Origin of the sequence: Subtercola lobariae, from assembly GCF_014640255.1 — a bacterium.
GTDB lineage: Bacteria > Actinomycetota > Actinomycetes > Actinomycetales > Microbacteriaceae > Subtercola > Subtercola lobariae.
Genome location: NZ_BMGP01000001.1, coordinates 497,446 through 512,156 on the forward strand (window position 1 = coordinate 497,446; position 14,711 = coordinate 512,156).

General features: G+C 67.1%; 14 protein-coding genes. 2 read left to right on the top strand and 12 right to left on the bottom strand.

Going from position 1 to position 14,711, the window contains the following annotated elements:
- Positions 1 to 7 precede the first annotated feature (7 nt).
- Complete coding sequence (locus IEX24_RS02320) at positions 8 to 961, bottom strand: glycosyltransferase family 2 protein (protein ID WP_188673038.1); 954 nt, start codon at positions 959 to 961, stop codon at positions 8 to 10.
- Between the two features lie 35 nt (positions 962 to 996).
- On the opposite strand from IEX24_RS02320, the gene IEX24_RS02325 reads away from it, so the two are divergent.
- The gene (locus IEX24_RS02325; RefSeq protein WP_188673041.1) at positions 997 to 1,944 is read left to right on the top strand and encodes a glycosyltransferase family 2 protein; all 948 of its coding nucleotides are present in this window, start codon (positions 997 to 999) and stop codon (positions 1,942 to 1,944) included.
- A gap of 31 nt (positions 1,945 to 1,975) precedes the next feature.
- On the opposite strand, the gene IEX24_RS02330 is transcribed toward IEX24_RS02325, so the two are convergent.
- Positions 1,976 to 2,461 carry a hypothetical protein gene (locus IEX24_RS02330; protein ID WP_188673042.1) on the bottom strand — a complete coding sequence of 162 codons (486 nt, stop codon included), beginning with the start codon at positions 2,459 to 2,461 and terminating at the stop codon, positions 1,976 to 1,978.
- Positions 2,462 to 2,708: 247 nt separating this feature from the next.
- Between IEX24_RS02330 and IEX24_RS02335 the strand changes: the two genes are divergently transcribed.
- The gene (locus tag IEX24_RS02335; protein WP_188673046.1) at positions 2,709 to 3,083 is read left to right on the top strand and encodes a VOC family protein; all 375 of its coding nucleotides are present in this window, start codon (positions 2,709 to 2,711) and stop codon (positions 3,081 to 3,083) included.
- A 115-nt stretch (positions 3,084 to 3,198) separates the two neighbouring features.
- Here IEX24_RS02335 and IEX24_RS02340 read toward each other — a convergent pair whose 3' ends face one another.
- The 10 genes from IEX24_RS02340 to IEX24_RS02385 all read right to left on the bottom strand — a co-directional run bounded on the left by IEX24_RS02340 (position 3,199) and on the right by IEX24_RS02385 (position 14,529).
- Positions 3,199 to 3,426 carry a hypothetical protein gene (locus IEX24_RS02340; RefSeq protein WP_188673051.1) on the bottom strand — a complete coding sequence of 76 codons (228 nt, stop codon included), beginning with the start codon at positions 3,424 to 3,426 and terminating at the stop codon, positions 3,199 to 3,201.
- 37 nt (positions 3,427 to 3,463) lie between these two features.
- Positions 3,464 to 4,528: a glycosyltransferase family 4 protein gene (locus IEX24_RS02345; RefSeq protein WP_188673054.1), complete on the bottom strand. Its 1,065-nt coding sequence runs from the start codon at positions 4,526 to 4,528 to the stop codon at positions 3,464 to 3,466.
- Entirely contained in the window at positions 4,521 to 5,921 is a 1,401-nt protein-coding gene (locus IEX24_RS02350) for a lipopolysaccharide biosynthesis protein (RefSeq protein ID WP_203585954.1), read from the bottom strand. Before IEX24_RS02350 ends, IEX24_RS02345 begins: the two co-directional genes overlap by 8 nt.
- Positions 5,922 to 5,986: 65 nt before the next feature.
- Positions 5,987 to 7,144, bottom strand: a complete 1,158-nt coding sequence (locus IEX24_RS02355; protein WP_188673057.1) for a glycosyltransferase family 4 protein — start codon at positions 7,142 to 7,144, stop codon at positions 5,987 to 5,989.
- On the bottom strand, positions 7,141 to 8,694 hold the full coding sequence (locus IEX24_RS02360; protein WP_188673060.1) for a tyrosine-protein kinase domain-containing protein: 1,554 nt from the start codon (positions 8,692 to 8,694) through the stop codon (positions 7,141 to 7,143). Before IEX24_RS02360 ends, IEX24_RS02355 begins: the two co-directional genes overlap by 4 nt.
- Positions 8,673 to 10,118: a glycosyltransferase gene (locus IEX24_RS02365; protein ID WP_229715044.1), complete on the bottom strand. Its 1,446-nt coding sequence runs from the start codon at positions 10,116 to 10,118 to the stop codon at positions 8,673 to 8,675. Before IEX24_RS02365 ends, IEX24_RS02360 begins: the two co-directional genes overlap by 22 nt.
- Before the next feature lie 17 nt (positions 10,119 to 10,135).
- Complete coding sequence (locus tag IEX24_RS02370) at positions 10,136 to 10,855, bottom strand: CDP-alcohol phosphatidyltransferase family protein (RefSeq protein ID WP_229715085.1); 720 nt, start codon at positions 10,853 to 10,855, stop codon at positions 10,136 to 10,138.
- A gap of 125 nt (positions 10,856 to 10,980) precedes the next feature.
- Positions 10,981 to 12,339, bottom strand: coding sequence for a DUF1972 domain-containing protein (locus tag IEX24_RS02375; RefSeq protein ID WP_188673063.1), 1,359 nt, complete (start codon positions 12,337 to 12,339; stop codon positions 10,981 to 10,983).
- Positions 12,340 to 12,343: 4 nt separating this feature from the next.
- On the bottom strand, positions 12,344 to 13,027 hold the full coding sequence (locus IEX24_RS02380; RefSeq protein WP_188673066.1) for an LbetaH domain-containing protein: 684 nt from the start codon (positions 13,025 to 13,027) through the stop codon (positions 12,344 to 12,346).
- Positions 13,027 to 14,529 (bottom strand): sugar transferase, encoded by a 1,503-nt coding sequence (locus IEX24_RS02385; protein WP_188673069.1) that lies wholly within the window; start codon positions 14,527 to 14,529, stop codon positions 13,027 to 13,029. Before IEX24_RS02385 ends, IEX24_RS02380 begins: the two co-directional genes overlap by 1 nt.
- Between the last annotated feature and the right edge of the window lie 182 nt (positions 14,530 to 14,711).

Consider the following 14,711-nt stretch of genomic DNA (forward strand, 5'->3'; position numbering starts at 1 on the left):
GGCGGCGTCAGCGGCGGCGGTACTCGCGGTAGCCGTAGCCCCAGGCGCCACTCAGCATGCCGGCGCCGCGGGCCAGGGTACGAGTGCCGCGCGCGCGCCAAGCCGGGCTCACTCGCAGCATGCCCGCAACGATCTGCGCCAGACCGAGGCCCGCGCGGGCGCCACCGCGCGCGCTCAACGTGAGCCGGGTGCGGGCCCGCGAGAGCGTGTCGGGTGCGAGCAGCAGGGAGGTAACGCTCCAACTGTTTCCGCTGCGAAACGCCCGCAAGACCACCCAGCGCCGAGTTACCCTGGCGCGAGGTACAACATCGGTCACCGATGCCTCAGCGCTCCAGAGCATCCGGCCGCCGTGTGCGACGATCTGGCGCGTGAACAGTGTGTCACCGCCCCCACTGATGCCAAGGCCCGGGTCGAAGCTCAGCCCGAACGCGCGAATCTGCCGCAGGTCGAGCAGCAGGTTGTTCGTGGCGGCGACAATCAGTTCTGCCCCCGTTTCGTGCCGCAGGCGTTCGAAGTAACGGCCGGCCGTGATCCAGGCCTCGGGTTCGCGGTCGTACGCCGAAATCACGGGCCCGGCGACGGCGGCGCAACCGGATGCCCGGCGAACCTCCAGCAACGAACGAAGCCATTCGGCAGAGGGCCGCTCGTCATCGTCGATGAACACGAGCATGTCGTTCTCGGCCGACGCGCTCAGGGCGCGATTGCGGGCGGCGGTGATGCCCGGCTGCGGTTCGTGCACGTATATAAGAGGAGTGGTCTGCGGCGGGTACGACTCGACGAACTCTCTGGCCGAGGCACCCGGGTCATTGTCGACGACCAGAACGTGGCCGCGAGCCAGAGCCGCCACCTGCAGAGCCTGCTCGAGCAACAGCGGAATCACCTCGGCGAGATCACTCGGGCGCCGAAAGGTGAGCACAGCAATGGCCAACGAAGGCGGCTCGAGCTCTTCGGTGGGCTTCACACCCCCCAGTATGGCCAGAAACGGGGGCGAACAACATGAATCCCGGCGAATTCGACGGCGTGGCCATCATTGTGGTCAACTACGGTTCGTGCGCGCTGCTCGCTGAGCACCTCGCACCACTCACCAGGCGCAGGCCCGACCTGCTGACGGTCGTGGTCGACAATTTCTCGTCAGACGTCGAACGAGCGACACTGTCTGATCTGGCCCAGCGTGAAGGGTGGCAGACCGTTCTGCCCACCGGCAACACGGGGTTCGGTGGCGGCATGAACCGCGGCGTGCTGCGCGCAGAACAGCTCGGGGCGCGGTGGCTGCTGCTGCTGAATCCCGACGCCGAAATCGCCGAACCCGCCCTTCGACTGCTGCTCGCGTTGAGCCGGCAATCGCCCGAAACCCTGTTTTCGCCGCAGATCCTGCGCCCCGACGGCACGGTGTGGTTCGACGGCTCAGACCTCTACCTCGAAGACGGCCGCACCCGTTCGGCGAAGCGCCGACCCAGTACGTTCGTCGATGTGCAGCCGTGGCTCTCGGGCGCCTGCTTGCTACTGTCAGACGCCCTCTGGCGGCGCATCGGCGGTTTCGACGAAGAGTACTTTCTCTACTGGGAAGACGTCGACTTCTCGCGCCGTGTGGTAGCCGCCGGCGGGGCGATCGCCGTGGTGAACGAGGCCATCGCCATCCACTCGCCCGGAGGCACCCAGGGTTCAGGCGCCGCAAGCTACGGCGACCCGAAATCTGACGTCTACTACTACTACAACATTCGCAACCGCCTGCTCTATGCGGCCCGGCACCTCGACTCCGAGAGCATCGAGCGGTGGCGGCGGGTGACGCTGCCCATCGCTTGGGAGGTGCTACTTCGTGGCGGCCGCCGCCAGTTTCTGCGTTCGCTCTCGCCTCTTTTCGCCGCCTACCGAGGGGTTCGGGATGGCCGCCGCCTGACAAAAGACGAACTCAAAATGAGGCGCCGCCAGGCTGCCTCGGGCTGAGCCTCGCCGCTTCTGCGCTTCTGCGCTTCGACTAGCCTGCCGACGGCGTGAAGTCTTTGCTCCAAATCTGAGATCCGTCTGCGTTGACATAGGTGTAGACCACGTGAACGGTGCCCGTGATGCCAGCCAACTTCATGGCCGGAAAGACATCTGAGTCGCACGAGGCCTGAAGCGTGGCGCTCTTGCCGTCGAAATACTGCGACGCGGCTACCGGGTCGATCTGTTTCGCGTAGGTGTAGGTGTAGTCGATGGTGTCTGGGGGTGACGACGCAATGTCGATGGCAGAGAAGACACCGTTGGCCGAAGCGAGAATCGAGGGAATCTTCGTCTGAGCCGCCGCAGTGAATCGATCGAGGGCCGTCTGCTGGCCACTACCGTTGGGGTCTGCGCTCGCGCTGAGGCCCGGCGGGTGAATCTGAGCGGCGACCTGCGCGGGCAGATCAGCGCAGCCCGCGAGGCTCACCGACACCACCACCGCAGCCGCCGAAATCACCAGACGCTGAGAGATCTTGCCCATAAAGTTCCCCTTTTCACGAGACCCGGCCCGCAGGAACACGCTGAGAGCTGTCACTCGTGCTGGCCGGCCACTGCGATTCGGCGGCTCGTCGGGCTGAAATGTAGACACGCAGAAGACCCCCTCGAGAAGCGGAACCCCACCGCCTCACTCAGCATAACCTCACGGGCGGTTCAGATCGCTCGGTGAGTGCGTCGCCTTTGCGCGTCCGCAGCTTGCGCGCTTTGCTCGAGGGGGTGATGATCGGTTCATGTTCGCGCGCATGCACCACCTCGTCATCGACACGCGCGACCCCGCGGCCCTTGCGGCGTTCTACTCGCAGATGCTCGGGATGCCCGTTACCTTCGCCTCCGACGACTGGGTAGTCGTCGCGCAGAACGAAACGACCTCGGGCCTGGCGTTTCAACGGGCGCCTGACCATACGGCGCCCACGTGGCCGAACGACGCTGTGCCGCAGCAGATGCACATCGACTTCATGGTCGACGATCTCGACGGAGCAACTGCTGCAGCGGTGAGACTCGGTGCTCGGCTGTCAGAGCACGGCGACCACGTGCTCTACGACCCCGCCGGGCATCCGTTCTGCCTCATCTCTCGGCCCGGCTGGGCGCCGCCGATCTCTGGCTGAGCGACCCTGGCCTAGACCGAACGCAACCTCACTCGACCGACCGCCGCCGATCGGAACCTATCGCGCCGACTGCGAGGTGCAGACGTGACTACTGCGCCGCAAAAACGCGACACCGTTAGACGATGCCGCCGACCATCGCGTCGCGCCGCAGCTGGTCGTGGGTCGCGTGGAACTTACCGTCGCGAGTCCACCAGGCCTCGTGCCCCGCAGCGTCGGGGTGCTGCTCGACCACGGCCGGCCAATGCTCGCGAATGTTTTTCACGTAGTACCGAAGCTCGCCGCCGACGGTGCGCTTCTCCACCTTGTCAGAGGCCTCGAGCTGTTCGTGTGTGGGTTCATCCATGGCCTCGACTCTACCGAAACCCGTCGGCAGGCCGCGGTCAGAGGCCGATGAAAGCGGCCAGTTCGCGCACCATGTGCGTCGTGTTCAGCTCGGTTTCTACGACCTGGCGACCGCCGCGGCCGAGGGCGGCACACAGCTCGGGGTCGTTCAGCAACGCCACGATTTGCGCCGCCATCGCCCCGGCATCACCCACGGGCACGAGCAGACCGGTCTGCGGGCTGCGGCCTATCGGGCTGCCTTGCACGTAGTCGCGGATGCCCGGCGTGTCGCTGATCACAACGGGCCGCCCTGACGCCATCGCCTCGAGGCTCACCGTCATGCCTGACGCGTGCAGATTCTGCCGAGTGGCAATGGCAACCACACTCGCCCGTGCGTAGAGCGCTGCCAACTCGACGTGACTGACTCGTTCGATGGTGCGCACCCCGGCCGGCGGCGGCAGCGTGCTCGATGTCTGCACCACGATTTCGGTCTCGGGTGCCAGCTCGTGCACCCGACCCAGCGCGGCGAACAAGGTTTCGGTGTCACGATCGCGATCACCGCCGATGCTGAGCACCAGCGGGGTTGTGGGTGGCCGGTGAAACGTGAAGAACGTCTCGTCGACGCCGAATCGAAAAAAGCCGACGGGCGGCCCGTTCTCGCCCACGAGCTCGACGAGTGCCGCCTGCTGCCCGCTGCTGATCACCCACATACCTGACATCAGCCGCAGCACGCGCCGAATAGCGGAGATATCGGCACCGCGCGCGGCCGCATCGGTCGCCCAGATCACCCCGCAATACATTTCGGGGCGCGGGCAGGCGGCGAGCATCCGTCTGGCCGCATTCTCATCCCAGCTCAACGCAATGTCACGGGTAGGCCGAGTCTCGCCGGCATTCCAGCGCAGTGCAGGCTCGGGATGCCGCCCACGCCTCGTCAAGCGGGCACGCGCGCGGGCGAGCGTGTCGGGCTCGGCCACCGCCTGGGCTCGAAGACGGTCGACGTACCGGCCGAGTCCGTCGAGACCATACGGCCAGAAGCCCGGCACTTTGCCTTGCGCGTGTCGATACTGCCAATCGTCGACGTGGCGTTCGACGGGAAAGGCGATGTCGAGGGTGACGTCAGACATGGCCACCGCCCGTCTGCGTGCCGGCCTTCGTCTGCGTGCTCGACATCGTGACTGTGCCCGAAATCGGCTCTGACCCCGCTTTCGTCTCGGCAGCCGGCCCCGGCGCTGCGGCCGCGCGGCGCGCCCCGAGGTCACGCCAGACGTACCAGAAGTTCGGCGCCACCTGGCAGAGGGCGACGCTCGCCGCCGAAGCGATGACCGGCCCCGCGGCCCCCACGAAGGGAATCAGCAGCCACGACAACCCGAGATTCAGCGGCACCATCACCAGAATCGGCGCCACCTGAAAGGTGAGCCCGCGCTTGTCGGTCATGTACATTCCGAGCGGATACTTCGCCGCCTGCAGCGCCACGAAAACCACGAACGACGCCAGCAGCCAGCCGTTCAGCTGAATCTTGCCGCCCGAGACGAATTGCGCCAGCAGCGGCGACACGAGGGCGAGCCCGATGCCCATCACGAGCCCACCCGCCATGAACCACAGCACCGGGCGGGCCGGCGACTCGATGCGGTTCGCCGAACGCGCCGCCGCGTAGATGGGCCAGAGGCTGAGCCCCGCCGCCGCGATGGTCTGCAGCACGATGCCGAAAAGCTGAGACGAGAGGTTGTATTGGGCGAGTTCGTCGACGGTTCCGAAGTGGCTGAGCATCAGTCGCCCGGTCTGCATCGCCACGGGCAGCGCCACCATCTGCACGAGCATCGGCCAGGCCAGGCCGATCGCGGGTACTCCGCGATACGACCGCACGTGCGGTATCTCGCGAATAGCCGCCCCCACCTGCGGTTTAAGCGCGTGCGCCGCAATCAGCAGGCAGATCACCGAGACCAGCGCGCTCGCGACATACGAAACGACGGCGAGATACGTTCCGGCCGGAACAGCGAACACCACGAACGCGCCGATGACCAGCAGCATGAAAGGCGCGACCACCGCCTGGGTTGCCACTTGAACGTTGGTTTTCTTCAGGCCGACGAGGATGCGCTGCCCCACCGTCAGCGGAATCACCAGCCCGAACACGGCGAGGCAGAGAAACGCCGCGGTACTGCCGCCGTCGGAGATGAGCCCCTTACCGAGCAGCGCGGGCCACCAGCCGGCCACGGTGATCAGGGCGCCGATGGCGATGAGAATGCCGCCCGATACCAGCAGTATTCGAAAAGCGGTGACGATGGTGCGCCGCACGAAGTCGTCGGTTCGCGGGGCAGCAGACCCCGCAACGGCGTTAATCACCACGGCCGCAATGCCGAGGTCGGCGAACGGCAGCAGGGTGGGAAAGCTCGAGAGCAACCCGTATTGGGCGTACGCCTCGGTGCCGAAATTTGCGATGATCATGCGGCTGGTGATGATTCCGAGCACGCCGGCCAGCCCCATCACGCCCACCTTGGTGAGGGCGGTGCTGCTGACCATCGACATAGTCGACCGCTTCGTCGGCGCCGGGGCCGGGCGGCGCTTCGAGGTGAGGTCTGGCCGCGTCATCCGTCGAACGCCCGAGCGAGATCAGAGATGGTGGGCGTGCGCGAGAACAGCCAGTCGTCGGCGGCGAGGCGCCCGTCTCGCGCCGGCAGGCTGGCGAGTACATCGTCAGGCGACAGGCCCGCGGTGAGGGCCCGCACGATGGCGGAGCTGAGCTCGCTGCTCGACCCCGGGTCGTGCACGACGAGATGCCCGTTCTCGTCGAGCCACTCGGCCAGCCCGGTCTGCTCGGTCGTGACGATGGTCAGCCCGTGCGAGAGCCCTTCGACAATGGGCAACCCCACCTGCTCGCGCCAGGCGGGCGACGGCTGCGACGGCAGCACCAGCACGGCCGCCGTGTCGAGCAGGTCGTGAATCTCCAGGCGTTGAGGGTCGAGGTCGATGTGGATGCCCGTGTCACCCTGTGCGGCCGCCATCACCTCGTCGGTCAGCCGCCCTTTGCCCACCATTACGAGATCGGCGCCGGGTCGCTCTTTGCGCACCTCGGGCCACGCCGCCAACAGCTGACGCACCCCTTTGCGGTCGGTGAAGTTGCCCACGAAGATCACGCGCTCGGGCTCGCGGGTGGGTGTCGCGCACGCAGCGGCGCGTTCGAACGGCGCGGGCAGGGCCGGAAAGAGGAGGGCGCTCGAGCGCAGCGACACGGTTCCGAGCACGGTTTCGTACGTTTCACGCGCGGCGCTGGTGCCGAAGGCGGCTCGGTCTACTCGGTGCCAGACGCGGCGGGCGAGCATCCGATTGGCCTGCCTTTTCAGCCCGAGGCCGTGTTTCGGCTCGCGCCCGCCGGCGAACGGGTCGGAATTGGCGATGGCGTAGGTGACCACCGAGGTGCGCGGGCGCCCGGTGGCACGACGCAGGGTAAGAGCGATGAGCGCAAGCGCCGAGGTCGACAAGCTCGAGAGCATCAGCGGCTCGTTGATCTCGAGCGTGCTGATGGGCGAGCGTAAGAGTTGCCAGGCTCCCGCCAGCGGGCCGAGCTGCCTGATGTCGAGCCCTACCGTCAGCGGATCTTCGAAGTCATACCTCTTGTTCTGATACACGATGCTCGCCGGTTCGAGCTGGTGCGCGCGTTCGAGGTGCGCCGAGCGCAGGGTCTGGTAGAGCCGAACCCGAGGTAGTAAGGGGTGACGCGCCGCGCGTTTGGCCGAGCGGCTCATGGAGTGGGCCTCAGCAGCGCGCGAGTTCGGTGCACGGTTGCCGAGGGTTCTGGTTCGGTCACCGGTGGCCCGGCATCCGGTACCCGCCCGCGACGAGCAGTGCCCGCGTCGGCGAGGGGGGATTCGTCAGCACCTCCGTCGGTCACACCCTGGGAGGCCCGCGCGCCCGCAGCCTCGGCCCCCGCCCTGGCATCGGCGGCCGCGGCCGATGACTCGCGCCCGTAGTAGCCCGTGAGCGCCTTCGGCCTGGTCTGGTTCAGCACGATTCCGATGGTGCGCGCCCGTACCGCAGCCAGCGCCGCCAGCGCATCGCTCAGTTTCTGCCGGGTGGTCGAGTTGTAGAGCGTCACCAGCACCGCGCCATCGGTCATGTGCGTGAGTGTCAAGGCGTCTGACGCGGGCAGTAGCGGGGGAGTGTCGATGATCACGAAGTCGTACGTCGACTTCACGCTCTGCACCAGCCGCGCCATGGCCGTCGACCCGAGCAGCTGGTTCGGGTTCGGCGGCACAACTCCCGACGGCAGAATGTCGACGTTCGGCGCCCAGGGCTGAATGACCTCTTCGAGCAGTGCCGAGCCCACGAGAACGCTGGTGAGCCCCGCTGCTCCCTCGATCTGCGCGTAGGTGGCAATGGATGGTCGGCGAAGGTCGGCATCGACAATCAGTACACGCAGCGAACGCTCGGCCATGGCCAGTGCGATGTTCAGCGACATGGTCGTCTTACCCTCGCCCGGCACCGCACTGGTCACGGTGATCGACCGGATGGCGTTGTCGACATCGGCGAACTCGAGATTGGTGCGCACGCGCCGGTAGTCTTCGGCCATCAGACTGTGCGGCGCCAATCGCATGGTGACTCCGGTGGGCTGAGCGCTGCCCCGTCGACGCCGCTCGACATTGCCGATCACCGGAATCTCGGTGATGCGCTCAATGTCACGGTCGGTGCGGATGCGCGTGTCGAACAGCGTGCGACCGAGGGCGTAGAGCACACCGATGGCCAGCCCCACTACCAGCCCGCTGAGCTGAATGAGTCGCCGATTCGGCGCCACCGGGTTGGCACTGACCTGCGCCGGAGTGACCACGCTCATGGCGATCGACGACTTCGCGCCCGTGGAGACCGGCGAGAGGGCGGTGGCCGTGGTGGTGAGCGACTCGCTCACGCTGTTGGCGATGGCGGCCGCCTTCTGCGGTGACGCATCGGTCACCGTGATCTCGATCAGCACTGTGTTCAGCGGAGTGTTCGCCGAGATCTGTTTGGCCAGCTGGGTTGGCGTCGTCGTCAGGCCGAGCTCGGTGATCACCGGCGCCAGAACCTTCGGCGTCGTGGCGAGCGCCGCATACGACTGCACGAGGTTCTGGGTGTAGGTCGACCCTTGCACAAGCTCGCTGGTGGTGTCGCCCTGGGTCGACGACACGAACACCGCACTGGTCGACTGGTAGACGTCGGGCAGCGAATTCGCATAGACGTACCCCACGCCTGCACCCACCAGGCCCAGAATCGTGATGACGAGCCAGCGTTTGCGCAGAGCTTTCAGGTAGTCGTGTGGGTCCATGGTGGGCTTCCTTGCGTGGTGGAGCGTTCAACGCGCGAGTGCGCGGCGGTCGGGGATTCGACGTGGGTGGGCTTGGCCACGTGTGCGGCTGCGGCTGCGGCGGTGTGCGGATGCCCGGCGGCGGTCACTTCGGGCGTCACGGGCTGGGCCGCGGCCGACACCGTCGCGAGGTGCGGATGCCTGGCGGCGGCATGACGCGCTGGAGTGGCCAGCTCGAACAGCACGCCCGCGATGGTGCGGCGGTAGGCCTCTGGCGAGTGGCGTTGGCTGGCGAGCCGGCGGTCGGAACACGCATCCATTCGCGCCACCGGCCACACCGGAATGAGCGCCTCGAGGGCATCGGCCAGAGCGCCCGGATCGCCCGGCGTGACTCGCAACGCCGAACGGTACCCCTCGGTCGCCTCGCGAAGGCCCGAGGTGTCGCTCACGATCACCGGCCGCGCGGCCAGCAGCGCCTCCACGGCCGTGTTGCCGAACGGCTCGTTGTACAGCGACGGAACCACCACGACATCGGCGCGCTCGAGATGATGCCAAATGTCGGCGTCGAAGCCGTAGAACCACACGCGATCGGTGATGCCGGCCGCGTGCACATGCTCGTGCAGAGCGTTCTCGTAGTCGTGACGCCCGGGTATCGCGCCCCCGACGAGGTCGAGCGTGGCGGCGACGCCGCGAGCGCTGAGCAGACCGAGTGCATCGACGGCCACCAGCGGGCCTTTGCGTTCTGACAATCGGCCCACGTAGACGACGCGCAGCCCGCCGCCGAGGTTCTCGCGGGCCAGGGGCGGCAGTTGCGGCCCCGCGACCCCGTTGAGCACAACGGTCGTGCGGGTCGCAAGCCGCGGAAACGTTTTCGCCAGCACGCCTACGCTGAACCGCGAATTGGCGATCAGGCGCGAACAGAACAGCAGCGGCAGGTTCAGCGCCAGCGCAATGGGTTTCGGCACCGAGGCCTCGGCCTCGTGAATGTGGTTCAGCACGGGCACGCGAAGTGACCGCGCGGCGGCGATCCAGAGCGGAATCGTGACGGTGTTCACGTAGACCACGTCGGGCCGCACGCTCCGGATGATCGTGCGGGCCGCCCGCAGATCGGGCAGCAGCTCGGCGGCGAGGTTCAGCAGGCCGCGCGGGCGCAGGCTGGTCTTACGCAGCACCGGCGTGGGGCAGAACCGCACGGAGGCACCGGCATCCACCAGCACCTCAGCGAGCGGTCCCGCCTCGGGCAGCACCACGACCGCCCGGCCACCGGCGTCGAGCACACTCCGCACGCTTTCGAGCAGTACCCGGTCGGAGCCGTAGAGCTCGGCCATCGGGTGCGCGAACAGCACGATGAGCCCGCGGAGGTTTCGCATCGCTGCATCGCCCATCGGGTCGTCGCCCATTTCGTCACTGCCCTTCGGGTCACTGCCCATCGCGTCGCCGCTCATCGAGTCACTCTTCGACATCAGTGCGCCGTCCGTTCATCGAGCCGGCCCATATCGCGAAACCATTTGTGACTCGCCAGCACCAGATAGCCCGCGTTCGCCAGAAACATCAGGGCGTACACCACCAGAAAGACGGCCGGCGCCGCGAGCAACACGAACACCAGGCAGAGCACGCCGTAGTCGGTCGGCACCACCATGAGCGACCGGATGATCGTGCTCTCGCCGCGCGGAGCCCGCCCGAATCCGCGCGAGGCGTACACGCTTCTGAGCTGATCGCTCAAGATGAAGGCGAAGAACGACACGGTCGCCACCACCGAATAGCCGAGCGGAATGAGCAGCACGGCGGTCGGCAGCGCCTCCACGTGCAGAAACAGGGTCACGAGCACGGCCACATGCAGCGTGGCGATCTTCACGGCGTCGACCACGTGATCGAGCCACTCACCCGCGAGCGAACCACCGCCGCGCAGCCTGGCGACCTGCCCGTCGGCCGAGTCGAACGCGTACCCCACCACGAGAAGAGCGGCCACCACGAGCCCGGTGAACCACTCGAGCGGCGCGAGCGCCAGCACCACGATGCCGCTGAACGTGAACACCGCACTGATGGCGGTGACGGCGTTCGGCGTGAGCCCGGCCCGGTACGCCCAGGCGGCGAGGTATTTGCCGATGCGCCGGTTGACGTACACCGAGTACGCGGGCGACCCGGGCGCGGCGCGCTTCTGCGCGCTGGCGAGCCGCCCCACGGTCTGCCGATACGTCTCACGCGCAGCCGCCGCCCGCCCTGCGGCCGGACGCGATACGCCACCTGGGGCCGCTGCGAGCCGCGGCCCCTGCTCCGGAACGGCCTGTTCGGAATCGTCGATCGCGCTCACGAGGCCCTCCGGGCCGACGTGTCTGCACTGGCCACCGTGCGGCCCTCGCTGTGTCGGGCAGGCTCTGGGGCGGCGCCGGCCACCCGGGGCGCGCGAATCGCGTCGTCGAGAGTGGCCGTGCTGGTCGCGGGGTTCCAGGCGACGGGCGCGCGGCGGCCCTTACTCAGGCCGCGAATGGAGTAACCGGCCGCGAGCATCTGCGCCAGGCGCTCGTAGCCCGCGCTCACGGCGTTCCAGTCGTATCGAGCCTTGGCACGGTCGCGCAGGCGCTCGCCGCGACGAAGAGCGCCGGTGCGATCGGCCTCGGCGGCCACCTGCAGCCGCCCCAGCTCGTCTGGCGTGTCGAAGTACCGGCCGTTTTCACCCAGCACCTCGCGGTTGAAGACCACGTTCCAGGCCAGCACCGAGGTGCCGGCGCCCATCGCGCGCAGCAGCGAGGGGTTCGTTCCACCCACCGAGTGACCGTGTGAATACGTGAGCGCGTTGGCGTAGAGCTGGTTCAGCTGCTGCTGATCCCACACCCCGCCCAGAAGGTGAATGCGGGCATCCGTCGCCGCCATCGCCTGAATGCGCTGGGTGTATTCATGCGAATACGGCGCAGAACCCACCACCACGAGCGGCAGCGTCGCGACGCTGGCGCGGTACCCCTCGACGATGACATCGACGTGGTTCTCGGGTTCGAAGCGAGCCACCACGAGGTGGTACTGGCCCGGCTGCAACCCGAGTTCGGCGAGCCGGTCGTGTTCGCCCGAGCGCAGAATGGTCGATCCGTAGGTGAGCAGCTCGGTGGCAACCCCGAATTCGTGGTCGTAGTAGTCGGCGATTCCGGCCGCGTCGGCGATCAGCGCATCGGCCGAGCGCACGGCGAACTGCTCGGCCAGGCGGTAGTACTTCTTGCCCGTGCCGCTCCACTTGTCGCGTTTCCACTCCAACCCGTCGACGTGCACTGCGGTTGCTGCGCCGCGAACCCGAATGAGCGGAACCAGCGGTGCGTTCGCCGCGTTGAACACGAACGCCACGTCGTGCCGGCGATGCACGAACAAGTGCAAGGCAGACAGTGTGGTGTGGCTGAGCGTCTCCATGGTTTTCGACTTCACCGCCGGCAGGTGAACCAGGTTCATGCCGAGGTACTCGCGGTGACGTTCCACGGCTCCGGTGCGGCAGTAGACCGTGACGTGGTGGCCCTTGGCTACCAGGCGCTGGCCGATCTCTTCGACGGCGGTCTCGAATCCGCTGTACGCGGCCGGAACCCCGCGGGTGCCCAGCATGGCGATGCGCAGCGGCCGCCCTCCGGTGTGCGCCGCCCGGGCGTTGAGCAGGGGCTCCGTCACGGGCCCAGGTGTGGGTTCGGGCATCCGCTCAGACATGGTGATGCTCCGGTGTCGCTGGAGCGACAGTCTCTGTGGTCTCCTCCACCAGCACCGGCGCCGCCGGCACGCCAAGCCAGGTTTCGCCGGGCGGCAGGTCGCGAAACAGTGCGCTGCCCATGGCGAGCGTTGCGCGCCGCCCCACCCGCACCCGATCGCGAATGCTCGCGTTCATGCCCACCGTCGCCTCTTCGCCGATGCGAGCGCCGGCACCCACCGCCACCCCGGCTCCGATCGTCGCGAACGATTGAACGCGATTGCCGTGGCTGAAGCTCACATTCGGCAGCACCATTACGTGTCGCCCGATGCTCACGTCTGACGTCATCACCACTCCGGCGAACAGCAGACTGCCCGGCGACACCCGGCAGCCGCGCGGTAGCTCGACGCTCGGGTGAACTGCCGTGGCGTACCGGTCGTCATCCACGTCGAACTCACGCAACCGCGCCGCAAGGCGTGACCTGGTGGTACCCGCCGTGACGCAGATGAGCAGCAGGGCATCCGGATGCTCGGCGGCAGAATCGAGCCCCCCGAGCACCGGCAGCCCGGCCACGAGCGTTCCCCACCGTTCGGGTGAGTCGTCGAGAAACCCGATGGGGTCAAGCGTGCTCGCCGCACGCACCACGTTCACGGCCTCCCGCGCGAGACTCGATGTTCCGATCAGAATCACGTCGGCCATCAGTACGCTCCCGATGGGTGCAGTAGCTGTTTCGCGGTGCGGCAGAGCAGCGCCACATCACCTGTGATCGACCAGTTCTCCACATAGAAGAGGTCGAGTCGCACACTCTCTTCCCAATCGAGGTCGGAGCGCCCGGCCGTCTGCCAGAGACCGGTGATGCCGGGCTTCGAGTACAGCCGCCGAATCACCATTCGATCGCCGGTGGGAATGTCTTTTTCGGGCCACGGCCGCGGCCCGACCAGACTCATATCGCCGCGCAGCACGTTGATGAATTGCGGTAGCTCGTCGAGCGAATAGTGCCGTAGTCGGTGCCCGACCGTAGTGATGCGCGGGTCGTGTGCGAGCTTGAACATGGCTCCCGCGCCCTCGTTGAGGTGCTCGAGTTCGGCCTTTTTCGCTTCGGCGTCGAGGCACATGGTTCGAAACTTGATCATGGTGAACGGCACACCGCCCCGCCCCATGCGCTTCTGGGTGAAGAACACGGGGCCGTGGTCGCCATGCTTGATGAGCAGCGCAATCACCGCGAGCACGGGTGCGATGACCAGCAGTGCCAGCGAGGCCAGCACCACATCCATCGCCCGCTTCGCCACGTGTTTCAGCCCGTTGTAGTGCGGCATCTCGACGTGCATCAGCGGCAGCCCGTCAACCGGTCGCCAGTGGATGCGCGGGCCAGCCACATTCGTCAGCCCCGGCGCCAGCACCAGTTCGGTCGACGTCGTCTCGAGCTGCCAGCCCAACTCCCGCACAAAGGCGCTGCCGCCATCGAGCCGGCCCGCCACGATCACGGCTGTCGCACCGACGCGCGCTATCACCGAGGGCACGGCATTGGCGAACCCGATCACCGGAACGGTATTCCCATGACCGGTCACGCTGGTCGAGGCGTCGCCCACCGGCAGCACCGCCCCCACGATGTCGTACTCGACCCGCCCCGGGCGCCTTGAGATCTGATCGATGACGTACTGCACGTCGTTCGGCTCGCCGACCACCACCACTTTCGTGAGGTAGAGCCCCTTCTGCCGCCGTTTCGCCAGCCACATGCGGTTCAGGTTGCGTTCGATGATGAGGGCCAGGATGCCCAGCGGCAGCCCCACCACGAAGTAGCTGCGCGGAACGATCAGTTGCGCCAGCGCAGCACCCACCGCCGTGGCTCCGTACACCACGCAGGTGGCGATGAACGCGCGGCGGTACTCATCGAAACCCACGCCCACCAGTCGAAAGTCGCGGCTGCGCGAGAGCGAGAGGGCGAGCATCCAGCACACCGCGATTGCGGCCGAGAGCAGCGCATAGGCCGGGGCTGACTGCTCGTCGATGCGGTCGAAGGCCACCATCACGGCGAACGTCACGCCGGTGACGAAAACCACGACGGCTGCGTCGAAGTACAGCAGGCGGCGCGAGTAGCTCACCGACCAGCTGGCGGCGTGTTGCCCGTTGCTGGCTGCAGATCGAGTGAAAGCGGGAAGCTCGAACGGAACAACAGAGGTACTGCGAACGTCTATGGCCACGTGATCAACCTGTGTTTCGGGATGACAGGGATGGAACTAGATGGGCAGAACTCTCGTTGGTGGTAGAGGCACCGGTGTCTCTACCACCAACGCCGGAGAGTTCGTCTCAACCCAGAACCGGTGACTCGTTTCTAGGAAAAACGGGTCGCCGAATACCGGGTATCTCTTCGGCTGGCTCACCG

What these genes read in the sequence shown, in the direction of transcription:
- IEX24_RS02355 (WP_188673057.1), bottom strand. Translation starts at nt 7,144, where the DNA reads ATGAGCCGCTCGGCCAAACGCGCGGCGCGTCACCCCTTACTACCTCGG.
- IEX24_RS02365 (WP_229715044.1), bottom strand. Translation starts at nt 10,118, where the DNA reads ATGAGCGGCGACGCGATGGGCAGTGACCCGAAGGGCAGTGACGAAATG.
- IEX24_RS02325 (WP_188673041.1), top strand. Translation starts at nt 997, where the DNA reads ATGAATCCCGGCGAATTCGACGGCGTGGCCATCATTGTGGTCAACTAC.
- IEX24_RS02345 (WP_188673054.1), bottom strand. Translation starts at nt 4,528, where the DNA reads ATGTCTGACGTCACCCTCGACATCGCCTTTCCCGTCGAACGCCACGTC.
- IEX24_RS02340 (WP_188673051.1), bottom strand. Translation starts at nt 3,426, where the DNA reads ATGGATGAACCCACACACGAACAGCTCGAGGCCTCTGACAAGGTGGAG.
- IEX24_RS02335 (WP_188673046.1), top strand. Translation starts at nt 2,709, where the DNA reads ATGTTCGCGCGCATGCACCACCTCGTCATCGACACGCGCGACCCCGCG.
- IEX24_RS02375 (WP_188673063.1), bottom strand. Translation starts at nt 12,339, where the DNA reads ATGCCCGAACCCACACCTGGGCCCGTGACGGAGCCCCTGCTCAACGCC.
- IEX24_RS02330 (WP_188673042.1), bottom strand. Translation starts at nt 2,461, where the DNA reads ATGGGCAAGATCTCTCAGCGTCTGGTGATTTCGGCGGCTGCGGTGGTG.
- IEX24_RS02350 (WP_203585954.1), bottom strand. Translation starts at nt 5,921, where the DNA reads ATGGTCAGCAGCACCGCCCTCACCAAGGTGGGCGTGATGGGGCTGGCC.
- IEX24_RS02360 (WP_188673060.1), bottom strand. Translation starts at nt 8,694, where the DNA reads ATGGACCCACACGACTACCTGAAAGCTCTGCGCAAACGCTGGCTCGTC.
- IEX24_RS02380 (WP_188673066.1), bottom strand. Translation starts at nt 13,027, where the DNA reads ATGGCCGACGTGATTCTGATCGGAACATCGAGTCTCGCGCGGGAGGCC.